The 16,853-nt window shown below is 65.1% G+C and carries 19 protein-coding genes; 9 read left to right on the top strand and 10 right to left on the bottom strand.

From position 1 onward, the window contains the following. Positions 1–7: 7 nt before the first annotated feature. The 4 genes from C3B78_RS13495 to C3B78_RS13480 form a co-directional block, all read right to left on the bottom strand. Positions 8–847, bottom strand: coding sequence for an amino acid ABC transporter permease (locus C3B78_RS13495; protein ID WP_104998523.1), 840 nt, complete (start codon positions 845–847; stop codon positions 8–10). After that, positions 844–1,494 carry an amino acid ABC transporter permease gene (locus C3B78_RS13490; protein WP_104998522.1) on the bottom strand — a complete coding sequence of 217 codons (651 nt, stop codon included), beginning with the start codon at positions 1,492–1,494 and terminating at the stop codon, positions 844–846. Before C3B78_RS13490 ends, C3B78_RS13495 begins: the two co-directional genes overlap by 4 nt. A gap of 86 nt (positions 1,495–1,580) precedes the next feature. Then, positions 1,581–2,468, bottom strand: a complete 888-nt coding sequence (locus C3B78_RS13485; protein ID WP_104998521.1) for a glutamate ABC transporter substrate-binding protein — start codon at positions 2,466–2,468, stop codon at positions 1,581–1,583. Between the two features lie 70 nt (positions 2,469–2,538). Continuing rightward, on the bottom strand, positions 2,539–3,294 hold the full coding sequence (locus C3B78_RS13480; protein WP_104998520.1) for an amino acid ABC transporter ATP-binding protein: 756 nt from the start codon (positions 3,292–3,294) through the stop codon (positions 2,539–2,541). 104 nt (positions 3,295–3,398) lie between these two features. On the opposite strand from C3B78_RS13480, the gene C3B78_RS13475 reads away from it, so the two are divergent. The 4 genes from C3B78_RS13475 to C3B78_RS13460 all read left to right on the top strand — a co-directional run bounded on the left by C3B78_RS13475 (position 3,399) and on the right by C3B78_RS13460 (position 6,277). Further along, the gene (locus tag C3B78_RS13475; protein WP_104998519.1) at positions 3,399–4,181 is read left to right on the top strand and encodes a TIGR00730 family Rossman fold protein; all 783 of its coding nucleotides are present in this window, start codon (positions 3,399–3,401) and stop codon (positions 4,179–4,181) included. 49 nt (positions 4,182–4,230) lie between these two features. Next, positions 4,231–4,614 carry a DivIVA domain-containing protein gene (locus tag C3B78_RS13470; RefSeq protein WP_104998518.1) on the top strand — a complete coding sequence of 128 codons (384 nt, stop codon included), beginning with the start codon at positions 4,231–4,233 and terminating at the stop codon, positions 4,612–4,614. Continuing rightward, positions 4,611–5,876, top strand: coding sequence for a hypothetical protein (locus C3B78_RS13465; RefSeq protein ID WP_199775253.1), 1,266 nt, complete (start codon positions 4,611–4,613; stop codon positions 5,874–5,876). Before C3B78_RS13470 ends, C3B78_RS13465 begins: the two co-directional genes overlap by 4 nt. 233 nt (positions 5,877–6,109) lie before the next feature. Next, entirely contained in the window at positions 6,110–6,277 is a 168-nt protein-coding gene (locus C3B78_RS13460) for a DUF3117 domain-containing protein (RefSeq protein WP_009357720.1), read from the top strand. A 57-nt stretch (positions 6,278–6,334) separates the two neighbouring features. Here C3B78_RS13460 and C3B78_RS13455 read toward each other — a convergent pair whose 3' ends face one another. Beyond that, positions 6,335–6,967 (bottom strand): O-methyltransferase, encoded by a 633-nt coding sequence (locus C3B78_RS13455; RefSeq protein ID WP_104998517.1) that lies wholly within the window; start codon positions 6,965–6,967, stop codon positions 6,335–6,337. A 226-nt stretch (positions 6,968–7,193) separates the two neighbouring features. Here C3B78_RS13455 and sigE point away from each other — a divergent pair, with 226 nt between their 5' ends. The 3 genes from sigE (at position 7,194) to C3B78_RS13440 (ending at position 9,147) form a co-directional block, all read left to right on the top strand. Further along, positions 7,194–7,808 carry an RNA polymerase sigma factor SigE gene (sigE, locus tag C3B78_RS13450; RefSeq protein ID WP_104998516.1) on the top strand — a complete coding sequence of 205 codons (615 nt, stop codon included), beginning with the start codon at positions 7,194–7,196 and terminating at the stop codon, positions 7,806–7,808. A gap of 88 nt (positions 7,809–7,896) precedes the next feature. Next, positions 7,897–8,670 carry an anti-sigma factor gene (locus C3B78_RS13445; RefSeq protein WP_104998515.1) on the top strand — a complete coding sequence of 258 codons (774 nt, stop codon included), beginning with the start codon at positions 7,897–7,899 and terminating at the stop codon, positions 8,668–8,670. Between the two features lie 69 nt (positions 8,671–8,739). Continuing rightward, the gene (locus C3B78_RS13440) at positions 8,740–9,147 is read left to right on the top strand and encodes a Sec-independent protein translocase TatB (protein WP_104998514.1); all 408 of its coding nucleotides are present in this window, start codon (positions 8,740–8,742) and stop codon (positions 9,145–9,147) included. A 7-nt stretch (positions 9,148–9,154) separates the two neighbouring features. Here C3B78_RS13440 and C3B78_RS13435 read toward each other — a convergent pair whose 3' ends face one another. The 3 genes from C3B78_RS13435 to C3B78_RS13425 are packed head-to-tail and all read right to left on the bottom strand — an operon-like array spanning position 9,155 to position 12,262. Then, the gene (locus C3B78_RS13435) at positions 9,155–10,297 is read right to left on the bottom strand and encodes an Mrp/NBP35 family ATP-binding protein (protein WP_104998513.1); all 1,143 of its coding nucleotides are present in this window, start codon (positions 10,295–10,297) and stop codon (positions 9,155–9,157) included. After that, entirely contained in the window at positions 10,297–10,995 is a 699-nt protein-coding gene (locus tag C3B78_RS13430; RefSeq protein WP_442778244.1) for a DUF1003 domain-containing protein, read from the bottom strand. The genes C3B78_RS13435 and C3B78_RS13430 overlap by 1 nt, the downstream gene beginning before the upstream one ends. Beyond that, positions 10,979–12,262, bottom strand: coding sequence for a magnesium transporter MgtE N-terminal domain-containing protein (locus tag C3B78_RS13425; RefSeq protein ID WP_104998511.1), 1,284 nt, complete (start codon positions 12,260–12,262; stop codon positions 10,979–10,981). The genes C3B78_RS13430 and C3B78_RS13425 overlap by 17 nt, the downstream gene beginning before the upstream one ends. A 77-nt stretch (positions 12,263–12,339) precedes the next feature. Between C3B78_RS13425 and C3B78_RS13420 the strand changes: the two genes are divergently transcribed. After that, entirely contained in the window at positions 12,340–13,245 is a 906-nt protein-coding gene (locus tag C3B78_RS13420; RefSeq protein ID WP_104998510.1) for a general stress protein, read from the top strand. 71 nt (positions 13,246–13,316) lie between these two features. On the opposite strand, the gene C3B78_RS13415 is transcribed toward C3B78_RS13420, so the two are convergent. Continuing rightward, entirely contained in the window at positions 13,317–14,903 is a 1,587-nt protein-coding gene (locus tag C3B78_RS13415; RefSeq protein ID WP_104998509.1) for an aminopeptidase P family protein, read from the bottom strand. Positions 14,904–15,043: 140 nt separating this feature from the next. On the opposite strand from C3B78_RS13415, the gene C3B78_RS13410 reads away from it, so the two are divergent. Then, the gene (locus C3B78_RS13410) at positions 15,044–15,898 is read left to right on the top strand and encodes a PHP domain-containing protein (protein WP_104998508.1); all 855 of its coding nucleotides are present in this window, start codon (positions 15,044–15,046) and stop codon (positions 15,896–15,898) included. A gap of 82 nt (positions 15,899–15,980) precedes the next feature. On the opposite strand, the gene C3B78_RS13405 is transcribed toward C3B78_RS13410, so the two are convergent. After that, on the bottom strand, positions 15,981–16,853 hold the full coding sequence (locus tag C3B78_RS13405) for a DNA-methyltransferase (protein WP_104998507.1): 873 nt from the start codon (positions 16,851–16,853) through the stop codon (positions 15,981–15,983).

Here is a 16,853-nt window from a genome sequence, read left to right as displayed (position 1 = left end):
GAACTGTTTACGGTACCGGTGCCTCGGCCTTTTCGGGTTCAGCCTTGGCCACACCACCGGCTGCCTTCTTGGAGCCGCGGCGCTCGATCCACACTGCGAGGCGGGAAACGCAGATGTTGATGGCGATGTAGATTGCGGCCGCCACAAAGAAGATGGGGAACAGGAACTGCGTCCCCAGGAAGTCCGCCATCACCTGGACAGCGCGCAGGAGCTCGCCGTACGCCACGATGTAGCCGAGCGAGGTGTCCTTCAGCAGGACCACCATCTGCGCCACCAGGGAAGGCATCATGCGGCGGATCGCCTGCGGAAGCTCGACCAGCATGCGGGACTGGAAACTCGTCAGGCCGATGGCCAGCCCGGCTTCACGTTGCCCTTTCGGCAGCGACTGGATGCCGGCCCGGATGATTTCGGCGAACACTGCTGAGTTGTAGAGCACCAGGCCGGTGACAACAGCAATGAACGGCGAGGTACCGAAGCCCAGCAGGACGAACAGCATCATCAGGACCACGGGCATGCCGCGGAGGAACTCCAGCACCACCCGGGTGGGGATCCTGATGAAGGCCGCGTCAGAGATGCGCAGCAGGCAGAGGAGCAGCCCCAGGGGGAAGGCGATAACCGCCGCCAGGGCTGCTGCGCTCAGGGTGGCGCCGAGGCCGTTGGCCAGGAGCGTCCACACGTCGCCGCGGGTGAAGATCTGCCAGCGCCGGCCTTCGAAAATGCCCTGCTGCGCGAGGGTCATGACAATCCACGCCAGCAGCCCGAGGATCAGCACGGAGCCGGCGATCGAAGCGATCAGGGAGACGCGCCGGGCCTTGGGGCCGGGAACGTCATAAAGGACTGAGCTCATCGGGCAATCGCCACCTTTCGTTCCACCGTGCTGGCCAGGATGCCCAGCGGAACGGTGAGGAGCAGATAGAAGAACGCAGTACCCAGCAGCACCGCGATGACGGCGTCACCGTTGGCGTTGGCCAGTTGCCGGCCGTAGCCGAAGAGTTCCAGGACAAAGAACGCGCCGGCCACGGACGAGTTCTTCACCAGGGCGATCAGGATGTTGATCAGCGGCGGGATCACCGTCCTCAAGGCCTGCGGCAGGATGATGAGGGACAGCACCTGGCCGAACTTCATGCCAATACTGCGGGCGGCCTCAGCCTGTCCCACCGGAACACTGTTGACACCAGAGCGGACAGCTTCGGCGATGAACGCTGCGGTGTAGGTACTGAGGGCAATGATCGCGGCAATCTCGAACTGCTCAAATTTGACCCCGAGGCGGGGGAGCACGACGGCCGCGAAGAAAAAGGCGATGGTCAGGGGTGTGTTCCGGAGAACCTCGACGTAGACGGTGCTGAAGCCGCGCAGGGCAGCAACCGGAGAAACCCTGGCAGCCGCAAGGAGCGTGCCCAGCACGAGCGCGATGATCCCGGATACGGCTGAAAGAAAGAGGGTGCGGAGAAAACCGTTCCAGTACAGGGGCAGGTTTTCAAGAATGACGTCCATGTGATCCTTCGGCTCTGGGAGTGGACGGAAGGGAAGGCGTGGCGTTGCCGGGACCGGCGGACCGGTCCCGGCAACGAACGGGCCGCCTAGTAGCGGTTGATTGCGGGCAGGCTGGGCGCAGTCTTAATGACAGTGCCGGCGGTTGCCTCCCAGGCCTTCTTGTAGCTTCCGTCCTTTTCGAAGGACTCCAGCTGGTCATTGATCCAGTTGCGGAACTCGGTGTCGTCCTTCTTCAGGCCGATGCCGTAGGGCTCCTTGGTGAACGTTTCGTCGGAGGCCAGCTTGAAGGCGTCCGGTTCCTTGTCCACGAAGCCGGCGAGGATGACGTTGTCGGTGGTGACTGCTTCAACCTGCTTGTTGCGCAGCGGTTCCAGGCATGCGGAGTAGGTTGCGGCGGGGACCAGCTCTGCCCCGTACTTCTCCACGATGGTGGCGGCCGGCGTCGAACCCGTCACGGAGCAGACCTTCTTGCCCTTGACGTCTTCAGGCTTCTTGATGGAGTCGTTGTCCTTGTTCACCATGAGGGCCTGTCCGGCCTCGTAGTACGGCCCGGCGAAGCTGACTACCTGCTTGCGCTTGTCGTTGATGGTGTACGTGGCGATCACCAGGTCCACCTTGCCCTGCTCGATGAAGGGTTCGCGGTTGGCGGAGACGGTCTCGGACCATTCGATCTTGTCAGCGGCGATGCCCAGCTTGGCGGCGATCAGCTTGCCGATTTCGACGTCGAACCCGACCGGCTTGCCGTCCAGGCCCACCTGGCCGAAGAGCGGCTGGTCGAACTTGGTTCCGATTTTGATGCTGCCGGCCTTGGAGAGCTTCTCCATGGTGGTGCCGGCAGCGAAGGACGGCTTCTCGGCCACAGTGGGATCGGCCGTGGTGCCCGTGCCGCCTCCGCCACAGGCGCTCAGGGACAGGGCGAGGGCAGCGGTAGCCGCCACGAAGAATGATTTCCGCCGGGTCATAAATGCCTTCATGACATTCCTTTCATTGATGGCCGTGGGTCACGGCCTCGGTGCGAACTGGGAGTGCTTGTTCAGGTGCGAATCAGTGCGTCAGGAGCTTGGAGAGAAAGTCCTTGGCACGTTCGCTCTTCGGGTTGGTGAAGAATTCTTCCGGGGTGGCGTCTTCGACAATCTGGCCGTCGGCCATAAAGACGACGCGGTCCGCGGCCTTGCGGGCAAAGCCCATCTCGTGCGTGACCACAATCATGGTCATGCCCTCCTTGGCCAGTTGGACCATGACGTCCAGGACCTCGTTGATCATTTCCGGGTCCAGAGCCGAAGTGGGCTCATCAAACAGCATGACCTTCGGCTTCATTGCCAAAGCCCGTGCGATGGCCACGCGCTGCTGCTGGCCGCCCGAGAGCTGCGCCGGCAGTTTGGGGGCCTGGTGGCCTACGCCGACGCGTTCAAGCAAGGCCATGGCGTCCTTGTCCGCCGTGGCCTTGGCGACGCCCTTGACCTTAATGGGTCCGAGCGTCACGTTCTCCAGGATGGTTTTGTGGGCAAAGAGGTTAAAGGACTGGAAGACCATTCCGACGTCGGCGCGGAGCTGGGCGAGTTCCTTGCCTTCCTCCGGAAGCACTTTCCCGTCGATGCTGATGGTTCCGGCCTCGATGGTCTCCAGGCGGTTGATGGCACGGCAGAGGGTGGACTTACCGGAGCCGGAGGGCCCGATGACCACAACAACCTCGCCCTTGCGGACCTGCAGGTTGATGTCCTTCAAAACATGCAGCTGGCCGTAGTGCTTATTTACGCCGTTCAGGGAGACAAGGGCATCTCCGGGCACATGAGTAGTCATAAGAAAGAATCTAGCGAACAACATCTGTTTATGACGCGAATCACCGCAACTTCCTGCGGATCGTGATTCAAGAGATACCTCCCGCGGGAGGTTAGCCTTGGTGAATGAGCATCAACGCAGATCCGGCCAGAAATTCCCAGCCGCGCCGTAAGGGCCCCCTTGAACTTCGCCGCAAGCAGGCGGCCGTGGACATGTCTGACCAGCATCTGCTCGACACCAAGGGTCCCGGGCAGTTTGTCCACACTGACCCCTGGCGTGTCCTGCGCATCCAGAGCGAGTTCGTGGAAGGCTTCGGTGCCCTGGCGGACATCGGTAAGGCCGTAAGCGTCTTCGGTTCGGCGCGCACCAAACCCGGCAGCCCCTACTACGAAATGGGTGTGGAAGTGGGGCGGAAACTGGCCGAGGCGGGCGTTGCCGTCATCACCGGCGGCGGTCCCGGATCCATGGAAGCCGCCAACCGCGGCACTGTTGAAGGCAATGGCGTGTCCGTGGGCCTGGGCATCGAACTTCCCTTTGAGCAGGGCCTGAACCAGTGGGTGGACCTGGGCATCAATTTCAGGTATTTCTTTGCCCGCAAAACCATGTTCGTCAAGTACGCGCAGGGGTTCATCGTCCTGCCCGGAGGCCTGGGCACGCTCGACGAACTTTTTGAGGCAATGGTGCTGGTGCAGACGCGAAAGGTGACGTCGTTCCCCATCGTGCTGCTCGGCGTCGAATTCTGGGGTCCCATGATCGAGTGGATCAGGGGAACCCTGGTGGCGGAAGGCATGGTCTCCGAAAAGGACCTGGACCTGATCCAGGTGGTGGATGATCCAGCTGAAGCGGTGGACCGGGTGCTCCACGTTGCCATCACCCCCTCGCTTAACGGGGAGCAGCGGCCGGAGTAGCCCGAGCGTCCGGACGGCGACGCCCCATCCCGTCTGGCACGATGGAACGGTGAGCTTTTTTCTGGTTTTCCTGGCCATGGCGCTGATTGGGGTGGTCTTCTGGATCGGCCTGGGGCTGCGTTCCGGCAAGACGGGCGCAGGACTCCTGCCCGGATTGCCCGGCGCCGGTTTCGAGCAGCCGCCAGCCAACCTTCCTCCGGTCCTGCTGCCCGCACAGGCAGCCCCGGAGGACATTGACCGCGTGCGTTTCTCCCTTGGCCTCCGTGGCTACCGGATGGACCAGGTGGACCAGGTCCTGGATGAGCTGCGGGACCAGCTCGCCTCCAAACAGCAGGAAATCGACGGGCTTCGGGCAGCGCTGGTGGCTATGGCAGCTCCGCGTGGACCGGAATCCGACGGACACAGCACTGCGCCTCATGAGGACCCGCTGTGAGCACGGTGGCACGGCGCCAGGCAGGATTTGTCCCGACCCTTCAGGCGTTGGCCGCACAGGCCTGGCGGGCCATCCAAGGCTGGACATGGTGGCTGCAGGTTACCGCTATCTACTTCGCAGCCCGGCTGGTCAGCGCCGGCATCTTCATGGCTGCCGCTTTGCACCAGGGGCCCAATCCATGGTTCCCCGCCAAGCCGGATTACTGGAACTTCATCAACATCTGGGATGCGCGCTGGTACGGCCAGGTCATCGCCAGGGGCTATCCCTCCGTCCTGCCGACTGATGCTGCCGGCAATGTCCAGGAAAACGCGTGGGCCTTCTATCCGTTGTTTCCTGCGCTGGCCGGAGGCCTCAGCGGACTGACCGGACTTGTCCCCGCTGCCTCGCTGACCATCATCGCCATGCTGGCCGGGTGGGGAGCGGCCCTGGTTGTCTACATCCTCTTCCGGCACAAGGCCGCCCATGCTTCCGCCTTATGGGGAGTGGCCTTCTTTGCCACCTTCCCGGTGTCCGCCATCCTCCAGGTGCCTTACGCCGAGTCCTTGTCGCTGCTGCTGCTCGCGGCAGCATTGCTGCTGGTGGTCCGCAGGCAGTACCTGTGGTCCATCCCGGTGGTGGTGCTCCTGTGCCTGTCCCGTCCGGTGGGTGTCCCGTTCGCGGCCATGCTCGGGCTGCTCCTCCTGCGCCACCTGTGGGAGCGGTTCGGGTCCCGCCCGGCCGTCAACGGGCAGCGGAAAGGAACCCACTCAAACGGCGACCTCGCGGCGCTGGCCGCCCTCACCGCCGTCGGCGGGGCGATGGCGCTTGCCTGGCCCGCCGCCGCCTGGGCAGCAACAGGCGATATCCAGGCGTATACAAAGACGGAAACCGTGTGGCGGGGCCACGACCTGGTGCCGTTCAAGCCTTGGTTCGATACCGGCGTCGACCTCTTTGGCCCGGTCCTGGGCCTGCTGGCGCCGTTCGTCTTCGTGGCACTTTTCGGCGCCATGCTGTTCCTGCCGCCCGTGCGGCAGCTCGGCGTTGAGCTCCGGCTGTGGTGCGCCTGCTACATGGGCTACCTGGTGGTGTTCCTGCATCCGCAGACCAGTACCTTCCGCATGCTCCTGCCGCTGTTTCCGCTCGCGCTGGGTGCGGTTTTGGTATCCGGCTCGCGGGCCTACCGGTGGACCATGGTCATCATGTTCCTGCTGCTGCAGATTGTCTGGATCGTGTGGTTGTGGGCCTGGGCCCAATTGCCCGGCGGCGGGGATTATCCACCCTAGCCTTTTGGACTTTCGTGCAGGTCAGGACTCAAATAGCAAGACGTTGGAAATGTCCATCGATTAGCTACGTGCGGGTAATTCCGCGATAATGGTAAGTAAGCAAGGACAAAAAGCATTCAGAGTACGCTCAGCCTTGGCGGTGTCCATCCACTCCGCCATAGCGGCTTGATCGACATGCGGACACAGCCCGCCCGGGCTGATCAGTCCTGGGACAAAATGGAGGGGAATTCCTCATGGCGGCTATGAAACCACGCACCGGCGACGGCCCAATGGAAGTCACCAAGGAGGGCCGCAGCCTGATCATGCGCGTCCCGCTCGAGGGCGGCGGGCGCCTGGTGGTCGAGCTGAACGCTGCCGAAGCAGCAAACCTCAAGGAATGCCTCGTCGGCGTTACCGAATAATCGTGCCGCTCAGGGCCCGCAGCCGGCAGGCTGCGGGCCCTGAGCGTATCTTCGTGCCTACTTCTTGACCGCTACCAGCAGCCCGTCACCGGTGGGAAGCATGGCGGACGCAAGCCTCTCGTCGTCGCGGATTGCCTTACCGATTTGGCGCAAGACCACTGTGGTAGCTTCACGGCCGGCGGGGTTGGCAACCTTGTCCTTGTCCAGCGCGTCATTGATGATCAATAGGCCGGAGGGCTTCAGGAGCCGGATGGCCTGCTCAACATAGCCCGGGAGCCCTGGTTTGTCGGCGTCGATGAACACCAGGTCGTAGGCGTTGTCGGTCAGGCGCGGCAGGACGTCACCGGCCCTTCCGGAAATGGTGCGGGTGCGGTTGGCCGGGCTGCCTGCCTCGGAAAATGCCTCGCGGGCGGCCTTGAGGTGCTCCACGTCCACATCGATGGTGGTGAGGACGGACTGCGGGCCGAGGCCACGGAGCAGGCAGACGCCGGAGACCCCGGCGCCGGTCCCGATTTCGACGGCGGTCTGGGCTTTGGACGCGGCCGCCAGCACGGTCAGGACTGCGCCCACCCCCGGTCCAACCGGTGTGACACCCAGCTCGAAGGAGCGCTCCCGGGCCCGAAGCATGACCTCATCCTCAGCGGGCAGATCTTCTGCATAGGACCAGCTGGTGGACTTGTCGGCGCTCATGGGTTTCGCTTTCTGGGCGGCAGGGGAATGTCCTTTACAGCCTACTGTGTCCGGTGGCAACAGCTGCGGAGGCGGGCGGTTGCGCCCACGGCTGAACTTCCGGACAATCAGGAAATTCCCAGACAAGTTTGAAATGATTATTATCCGCTCATCCAAAAGGTGACCGGCGCCGAATCAGTGATGTCAACAGTATCCGGGCGTTAGCATTCCACGAGGGGAGTGGACGATGTCATCTTCAGTAGTGGCACCTGTCCCTGCAGCAAGTCATCCTGATCCGGAGTGGGTCCGTCCCACCTGGGAAGAAGTGGTCACCAACCACTCGGCGAAAGTCTACCGGCTCGCCTACCGCCTGACCGGCAACAAGTACGACGCCGAGGACCTCACCCAGGAAGTGTTCGTCCGCGTCTTCCGCTCACTGGAGAATTTCAAGCCCGGCACCCTGGACGGCTGGCTGCACCGGATTACCACCAACCTCTTCCTGGACCAGGCACGGAGGAAGACCCGGATCAGGTTCGATGCCCTTGCCGAGGACGCTGAGTCGCGGCTTCCCGGCCGTGAACCGGGCCCCGAACAGAGCTTTGAGCTGAACAACCTCGATGTGGACGTCCAGGCCGCGCTGGAGGAACTGCCGCCTGACTTCCGCGCCGCCGTCGTTCTGTGCGACCTTGAAGGGCTGTCCTACGACGAAGTGGCGGAAGCCCTGGGCGTGAAGCTGGGCACCGTCCGTTCCCGGATCCACCGCGGCCGGACCATGCTGCGGGAGAAGCTGGCCCACCGGGATCCGCGTCCGCAGCAGTCGCGCCGGAAACTGTCCATGCCGCGCATCGCCGGTATCCTCTGAACGGCGCATGAGGTCCCGTTCCCCATTCGGACGCAGGCATCAGCGCACCCGCAGCCACCTTCAGTCCTGCCACGAATGCCATTCAGCCGTGCGGCGGGAGCGCCAGTATCTGGAGCGGCTCCGGGATGCTCCCATCCCTCCGGCCAGTGACGACCTGACGGCCCGCCTGCTGGCCCGAACGCAGGAGCTGGCCGCCATGCCTCCTGCAGACTCTCACCGGCCGGCGTCGTCCCGGAGCGCCGTCCGTGTCCTTGCCCTGGCTGCAGGCGGCAGTGTGGCAGCTGCGGGCGTGCTGGCCGCCGGTGCTTTTGCCGCGGCAGGAGATCCCCTTCCGGGGGACGCCACAGGCAACCAGGCCGCACTCTCCCACGTCTCGTCCCGGACACCTGCGGACGGCAGGCAGCTGACCGGGGAACAGCTCACCCAGTTGCGTTCTGAAGGATGGGCATGCCCCGAGCTTGGAGCGATGGGCTTCCGGCTTGAGTCCGCGAGGGCCACCGTGCTCAATGGCCAGCCGGCAGTGGAGCTGCGGCTGACCGACGGAACCCACCATGCAACGGTGACCGAACAGCGGATCGTCCCGCAGGCCATAACCAGCCAGGACAGCGGCCCCCTGCGGGTGTGGCGGTCCTCGCCGTGGTCGGCAACCTACCGGACGCCCGGCCACACCTTTCTCTACGAGTCCGACTTGCCCGCCGAGGAGGCTGACGATGCCCTGCCTATCCTGCAGCGGCTCGGCACCCAGGCTGAGGAAGGCGTCGCGGCAGGTATCGCGGGTGCCTCCCCGGAAGCGGCGGAGGAACCAATCAGCACGCGGCTGCAACGTGGAGTTAACCGCATCGTTGCCTTTTTCACCCCGTAGAACGCACAGTCACCCGGGCCCCCGGGCGGAAATCGTCACTGGCAGCCCGGAGAGGGTAATCTTCCTAAAGTGTTTGGAATCAACGGCCCGGAGTTCTTTCTTCTGCTGATCATTGGGGTTCTGGTGATCGGTCCCCAGCGGCTGCCCGAATACACCCAGAAACTGGCCAATCTGGTCAAGGAAGTCCGGCGCATGGCGTCCGGTGCCCGTGAGCAGATCAAGGAAGAAGTGGGCATCGACATCGATGATGTCGACTGGAAGAAGTACGACCCCCGCCAGTACGATCCGCGGCGCATCATCAAAGAGGCGCTCCTGGACGACGACTCCAAACCGGTGAGCGCCGGCGCGCCCGCTGCAGTGGCTGCCGTCTCCGGCGCCGCGGCTGTGGCGGCGGAGGCTGCGCCGCGGCGGCCGGAACGGGTGCTCCAGTCCTTGCCCCCCGGCGAGGCCGCGCCCTTCGACACCGAGGCCACGTAGCCGCTTCCTAGCGGGGCTGCAGCCCCAGTTTCATCCCGGCCAGGCCGCGCGGCTTTGCCGCCAGCCGGCCGGCGATGCCGGACAGCGCCGCGGCAGCGGGTGTATCCGCCTGCCCGAGGACAATCGGGACACCGGAATCGCCGCCCTCCCGCAGCCGGATATCAAGCGGTATCTGCCCCAGGAGCGGCACCTCTGCGCCTACCGTTGCCGTCAGCCGCTCGGCGAGGACTGACCCGCCGCCGCTTCCGAACAGTTCCATCCTGCCGCCGTCGGGCATTTCCAGGTAGGACATGTTCTCGATGACGCCGGCCACTTTCTGGCCAGTCTGCGTGGCTATGGCGCCGGCGCGCTCCGCGACGTCGGCAGCGGCAGCCTGCGGTGTGGTGACCACCAGGATTTCGGCTTTCGGCAAGAGCTGGGCCACTGAGATCGCAATGTCACCGGTGCCGGGCGGCAGGTCCAGGAAAAGGGCGTCGAGGTCGCCGAAGTAGACGTCCGTCAGGAACTGCTCAAGGGCGCGGTGGAGCATCGGTCCGCGCCAGGCCACGGGCTGGTTGCCGCTGACGAACATCCCGATCGAGATCACCTTCACGCCATAGGCGACCGGGGGAAGGATCATGTCATCCACGCGGGTGGGCGGTTGGGTGATGCCCATGAGGCCAGGAACCGAAAAGCCGTACACATCCGCGTCCACGATCCCGACCCGCAGGCCCTGGGCGGCGAGGGCGCAGGCAAGGTTGACGGTCACGGAGGACTTTCCCACGCCGCCCTTGCCGCTCGCCACGGCATAGACCCTGGTGAGGGACTCCGGCTGGTTGAACGGGATGCCGCGCTGGCCGCCGGCGCCGCGGAGCAGCTCCTTGAGGGCATCGCGTTGTTCCTGCGTCATCACCTTGAGCTCAACGTCGACGGCGGCCACTCCCGGGACGGCCAGCAGCGCCTTTGTGGCATCGGCCGTAATGGTGTCCCGGAGCGGGCAGCCGGCAATGGTGAGCAGGACAGCAAGGCTGACCCTGCCGTCGTCGGAAATGTCGACGGACTCAACCATGCCCAGCTCGGTGATGGGGCGGCGGAGCTCGGGATCAATGACCGTGGCCAGGGCAGCGGCGACGGCGTCAGCCAACGCGGGGTTGGCGGTCGATGCGTTCATTAACGGTCCTGGGCGGAGTGGCCGGGCTTAACCCGGGGAATCTGTTGGGTGCGGGGATTCCGCTGGCGGTCACGCTGTTCCTTCAGCTTTTCCCTGATCTTGTCGCGCGGGGATTCGTGCTGCGCCTGCCCGGCAGGATCATGGGTCCGGAGCTCTTCCTGGGCTTCCAGCATGTCTTCCAGCAGGGAGCGCAGCTCGGCACGGACGTAGTCGCGCGTGGCAACCTCACGGAGCGCAATCCGCAGGGACGCGAGCTCCCGGGTCAGGTACTCGGTGTCTGACAGGTTGCGTTCAGCCCGCTGGCGGTCCTGCTGGAGCGAGACGCGGTCGCGGTCGTCCTGGCGGTTCTGCGCCAGCAGCAGCAGCGGTGCCGCGTAGGAGGCCTGCAGGGACAGCATCAGGGTCAGCAGGGTAAAACCGAGGTCGCGGGAATCGAACTGCCAGGCAAGGGGAGCCCACGTATTCCAGGCCAGCCAGATGACCACGAAAACGGTCATGTAGACAAGGAACTGCGGGGTGCCCATGAAGCGGGCGAAGCCTTCCGTGGCATGGCCGAAGGCATCGGGGTCCGGGGAGAACTTGGGCAGGATCCGCTGGCGGCCGCTGAGCGGCGTGTCCAGGCTGCCCTTCGCCGCGGCCTTGGCCGGCATCCGCTGGTTGGGGTTCTTGGGAGCGCTGCTGTCAGCCAATACGGCCACCAAGCCTTCTTATCGGGGCTTCGCCGTCATGGGCTCGCCAGTCATCCGGCAACAGATGATCCAAAACGTCATCAACAGTCACCGCCCCCACGAGCCGGCCGGCGTCATTGACCACGGGCAGGGAGTTCAGGTTGTAGGTAGCCAGGGTCCTGGCGACTTCGCTGATGTGCGCCTGGTCCGACAGCGGCTCAAGGTTCTTGTCCACCAGGTTGCCGAGCGGTTCGAACGGCGGGAACCTGAGCAGCTGCTGGATGTGGACCACGCCCAGGAAACGGCCCGTGGGCGTCTCCAGCGGGGGCCTGGCAATGAAGATGGAGGAGGCCAGCGCGGGGGAGAGTTCCTCGCGCCGGACATGCGCCAGCGCCTCGGCCACTGTGGCTTCGGGCGGCAGGATGACAGGCACCGGGGTCATGAGGCCGCCGGCGGTGTCCTCGTCATACTCCAGCAGGCGCCGGACGTCCTCTGCGCCTTCGGGCTCCATCAGCTGGAGCAGCTCTTCGGCCTGGGCGGAAGGGAGCTCGCCGAGGAGGTCGGCGGCGTCATCCGGATCCATCTCCTCCAGGACATCCGCGGCGCGCTGGACGTCCAGGGCAGACAGGATCTCCACCTGGTCGTCCTCCGGGAGCTCCTGCAGGACGTCCGCGAGGCGCTCATCCTGCAGTTCGCTCGCCACTTCGAAACGGCGTTTATCGCTCATTTCCTGCAGGGCCTCCGCGAAGTCCGCGGGCTTGAGGTCTTCATGGTTGGCCACGAACTGGGTGGCGGCCTGCGGCTCGGTGCGCGCGCCCTGGAGGGCGTCAGCCCAGTCGATGATCAGCGTTTCATTGCGGCGAAGCCGGCTCAAGGGGGAAAGGGAGTGGCCGCGCCGGACAAAGAGCTTGCTGACGAACCAGTCCCCGGAACGGGTCTGGTCCATGGCAATGTCCTCGATTGTGGCATCGCCGCTTCCGTCCCGGAGCGTGACGCGGCGGTCGAACATTTCGGCCACCACCAGGGTTTCGGCGCCGCGCTGCTCAAAGCGGCGGAGGTTGACCAGCCCGGTGCAGATGATCTGCGTCTGGTCGATGGAGGTGATCCGGGTCATGGGCACGAACACGCGCTTCTTACCGGGAACTTCGACGACGATGCCCACCACGTGCGGGGCGCCCTGGGTTCCACGGGACAGCACAACAACATCGCGCAGCCGGCCCAGCCGGTCGCCCAGCGGGTCGAAGACGTCGAGGCCCAGAAGGCGCGCCACGAAGACGCGGGTAGGAGTTGTGCTCACTCCTACAGGCTACCGAGTCTGCTCTCTTTTAGCTGAATTTACAGGCGGCACACATGCTCATGGGCAAGAATGGGGGTATGGCAAACATATTTGGTGCTCCCAAGGCCGGCGGGCCCGGCGGAATGGACGAGGCCCGGGCCGTCCCCGCCGGCGACACCGTGGGTTCCTACACCTCCTACCTGGATGCCCAGAAGGCCGTGGATTACCTCGCGGACCAGCAGTTCCCGGTGCACATGGTGTCCATCGTGGGCAACGAGCTGAAGATGGTGGAGCGGGTCACGGGGCGCCTGAGCTATCCCCGGGTCGCCCTGTCCGGAGCGCTGAGCGGCATGTGGTTCGGCCTGTTCGTTGGCGTCATGCTCTCCTTCTTCGCACCGTCACCGGGGTACTTTTCCATCCTCGCGTCGGTGCTGATGGGCGCAGCGTTCTTTATGCTCTTCGGCATCGTCACCTACGCGATGCAGCGGGGCAAGCGCGACTTCACCTCCACCAGCCAGGTGGTGGCCACCAGCTACGACGTCGTGGTGTCGCCGGAAGCCGCACACGAGGCGCGCCGGCTCCTTCAGCAGCTGCCGATGACGCGCTCGGACGCGGCTGCCGGCGGGGGGCCGTATACCCAGCGTGACTACCAGGGCCAGCCGTACCAGCCCCCGCAGCCGGGCCAGGCTCCGGCCCGTCCCTCAGGATGGAGTGACCCCTACGGCCAGTCGTCCGCCGGTTCATCCGTGCAGGAGCAGCCCGGTGACCACGCCGGTGCCGGGCCGCGCCAGGACGCCGCCGTCCAGGAGCAGCCGGCCCCGGCACGGGCTGTGCGCTACCCGGACCTGCCGGACGGCCGGCCCCAGTATGGTGTCCGGCTGCCGCAGGGTCCTGCTGCAGGCCCCGCCCAACCCCAAAATGAAGAGCACGCGGACCACGGGCAACCCGCCGACGGGCAGCTGGACGCAGACAAGCAGCAGCACCCGGGCGAGACGCGCCAGTAGCGCACACCGGCCAAAGGCAAAAGCGGGGCTACCGGAAAATTCTTCCGGTAGCCCCGCTTTTTCTTCTCCGGCTAGGACTCTTTGGTTCCGTCGGCTTCACGGTAGATCCCGGCCATCCAGTCCTCCACGTCCCCGGCCTTGCGCGGCAGGGCGGCGCTCAGGTTGACCGGCCCGTTGGCCGTCATGAGGATGTCGTCTTCGATCCGGACACCGATCCCGCGGTATTCCTCCGGAATGGCCAGGTCCTCGTTCTTGAAGTACAGGCCGGGTTCGATGGTGAACACCATGCCTTCTGTGAGGATGCCGTCAAGGTAGAGTTCACGCTTGGCCTGGGCACAGTCGTGGACATCGAGCCCCAGGTGGTGGCTGGTGCCGTGCGGCATCCACCGGCGGTGCTGCTGGCCCTCGGGGCTGATGGCTTCCTTTACCGTGACGGGCAGGAGGCCCCACTCGGCAAGCCGTTCAGCCAATACCGTCGTTGCCGCTGTGTGGATGTCGCGGAACTTGACGCCGGGCTGCGCGGCGGCAAAACCGGCGTCGGCAGCATCCAGCACTGCTTCGTAGACCTTGCGCTGGATGTCGCTGAACACGCCACTGGCGGGAAGGGTCCGCGTGATGTCTGCCGTGTACAGGGAATCCGCTTCCACTCCGGCGTCCAGCAGCAGGAGCTCGCCGGCGTGGATCTTCCCGGTGTTGCGCGTCCAGTGCAGCACGGTTGCGTTGTTGCCTGAAGCGGCGATCGTGTCGTATCCGAGTTCGTTCCCGACTTCGCGCGCACGGGCAAAGAACGCGCCTTCCACCACCCGCTCACCGCGGGCATGAGTGAGGGCGCGGGGAAGGACCTTGACCACTACCTCGAAACCTTCAACGGTGGCGGCCACGGCGAGTTTCATCTGCTCGATCTCCCAGCTGTCCTTGAGCAGGCGCAGTTCGGAGAGGGCTTCGCTCAGCTTCTCGTCGAGGGCATCGAGGACCTCGAGGTCCAGGTTCTCCGGGTCCTTTGCCGTGTTGTAGCGGGCGGTGTCCACCAGTGCATCGATGTTCTCGTCCACTTTCCGGACCAGGCGGATGGAAACGCCGCCGATCTCCGGGGCGCCCACATCCTTGGTGATTGCCGTCTCGAGCTGGTCGATGTGGGCCGTCGCGAGGCCCAGGCGTGCTTCGAACTCAGCCAGTGTGGGGCGGGCGCCGATCCAGAATTCACCCGAACGGGAGTCTGCATAGAACTGCTCTGTGTCCCTCCCCGCCAAGGGCCGGAAGTACAGTGTGGCACGGTGGTTGCCGCCGTCGTCGCCCTTTCCTTCCTCCGCCGGCTCCAGGATCAACACCGCGTCAGGCTCGTGGTCCAGGCCCAGCCCGGTGAGGTGGGCAAAACCGGAGTGGGGGCGGAAACGGTAATCGCAGTCGTTGGAGCGGACCTTCAGCGGGCCAGCGGGGATGACCAGGCGTTCACCTTTGAACTGGCTGGAGATGGCCTTGCGCCGGGCCGCGGCGTAGCCGGCCACGGCGTCGCGCTCGGGGAGTTCCTGGTGGGAGGGTGCCCAGTTGCTGGCCATAAAGGCCTTGAAGGCGTCGGAACTGGGCCGCTGGGAGCGGTTGTTGACGCGCTCGTCCAAGGGCTGGGAAGCAGAGTTCGGGGTGTTTTCGGCATCGTTCACGGGACCATCGTCTCACCAGCTCCGCGGCTGCGCGAACAGGCGGAGCACCGGCTGGGCCGGTTCCCCAGGAGGTGTGTCCGCCGACATGGGTTGCGGCCGGGCATACGCGGGGTGAACTCAAGGTCAACTAGTCTGGACAGGTGAGGATCGACCTGCATGCCCACTCCAATGTTTCCGACGGTACCGAGAATCCGGCAGACGTCATGGCGTCCGCTGCCCGCGCCGGCCTGGACGTGATAGCGCTGACGGACCATGACTCCACTGCCGGCTGGGACGAAGCCTCCCTGGCAGTTGTTGAGCACGGTGTTGCCCTGGTACCGGGGATGGAGGTTTCCTGCCGGACGGAGGAGGGCATCAGCGTGCACCTCCTGAGCTACCTCCACGATCCGAAGCATCCGGGGCTCCTTGAGGAAATCACCAAGGCCAAGGACGCCCGGCACACCCGAGCCGAGCGGATGGTCACCCTCCTTGCCGAGGACTACCCCCTCACCTGGGATGACGTCATCCATCATGTGGCCCCGGGCGCTACCCTCGGCCGGCCCCACATCGCAGACGCCCTCGTGGCTGCGGGCGTCGTGGAGGACCGTTCGGAGGCGTTTGCCTCCATTCTCACCTCACGGTCGCGCTACTTCATCCAGCACTACGCACCCGCGCCTGCCATCGCCGTCGAACTGGTCCGCGCTGCCGGCGGAGTGCCCGTCTTCGCCCACCCCGTGGCGTCCTCCCGGGGACGCATCGTGGGGGAGCGCGTCTACCAGGAGATGATCGACGCCGGCCTGGCGGGCCTGGAGATCGACCATCGGGACAATCCGGAGGAGGGGCGCGGCTTCCTGCGGCGGCTCGCGGCCAAGCATGACCTTCTCATTACCGGCTCGTCGGACTACCACGGCACCGGCAAGCCCAACGTGCTGGGGGAGAACCTCACCTCACCGGACGTCCTCGCCCGGATTGAGGAACTGGGGACGGGTACCAGGGTGGTGCGCGCGGGGGAGTAACCCTGGTGCGAGGGCCCGCGCTGAGGTGAAGTAAGTCGCGCCAAGTGTCGTTTTGAGGGGTCAAAACGACACTTAGCGCTACCTAGTTGGGCGGGAACGCGGCGAGCTCCGCATGGGCACCCAGGCGCTTGGCCATGATGTCGATCGCCGGCTGGTTCTGGTCCACGCACACAAACTTCCGGTCCATCTTGGCCGCCACTGCACCCAGGGTCCCGGAGCCGGCAAAGAAGTCCAGGCACCAGTCGCCGGGACGGCTTGAGGCAGCAACCACCCGGCGGACCAGGCCCTCGGGCTTTTGCGTCGGGTATCCGGTTTTCTCCCTGCCGGTGGGGGAGACGATGGTGTGCCACCAGACGTCCGTGGGCAGTTTCCCCAGCTCGCGCTTGGCGGGCGTCACAAGGCCCGGTGCCATGTACGGCTCGCGGTCCACCTCGGCGCTGTCGAAGTGGTACTTCGCCGGGTTCTTGACATACACCAGGATGTTGTCGTGCTTGGTGGGCCAGCGGTTCTTGGCGCGGGCCCCATAGTCGTACGCCCAGATGATCTCGTTCAGGAAGCACTCCCGGCCGAAGATCGCATCCAGCATCACCTTGGCGTAATGCACCTCGCGGTAATCGAGGTGCAGGTACAGGGTGCCGTCCTCCGCCAGCAGGCGCCACGCTTCCACGAGCCGGGGCTCCAGGAAGGACCAGTAGTCGCTGAACGCATCGTCATACCGGTGGAGCGCTCCCTTGATGGTGTCGTAGGAGCGCCCCTTGAATCCGACGCGGTCGCCGGCGCCGTCCGCATTGGCCACCATGGTGGTCTGCTGGCGCCGTTGGGCCCTGCCGGTGTTGAACGGCGGATCCACATATATCAGCGTGAAGGCGCCGTCCGGCAGCGAGGGAAGGAAGTCCGCGTTGTCTGCGTGGACCACCAGGCTGCTGCCGTCCGGCGCCCAGACAGTGTCAGTCAT

Origin of the sequence: Arthrobacter sp. PGP41, from assembly GCF_002953935.1 — a bacterium.
GTDB lineage: Bacteria > Actinomycetota > Actinomycetes > Actinomycetales > Micrococcaceae > Arthrobacter.
Note: the sequence above shows the minus strand (reverse complement) of the source record. Positions and strands in the feature narration are given on the sequence as shown.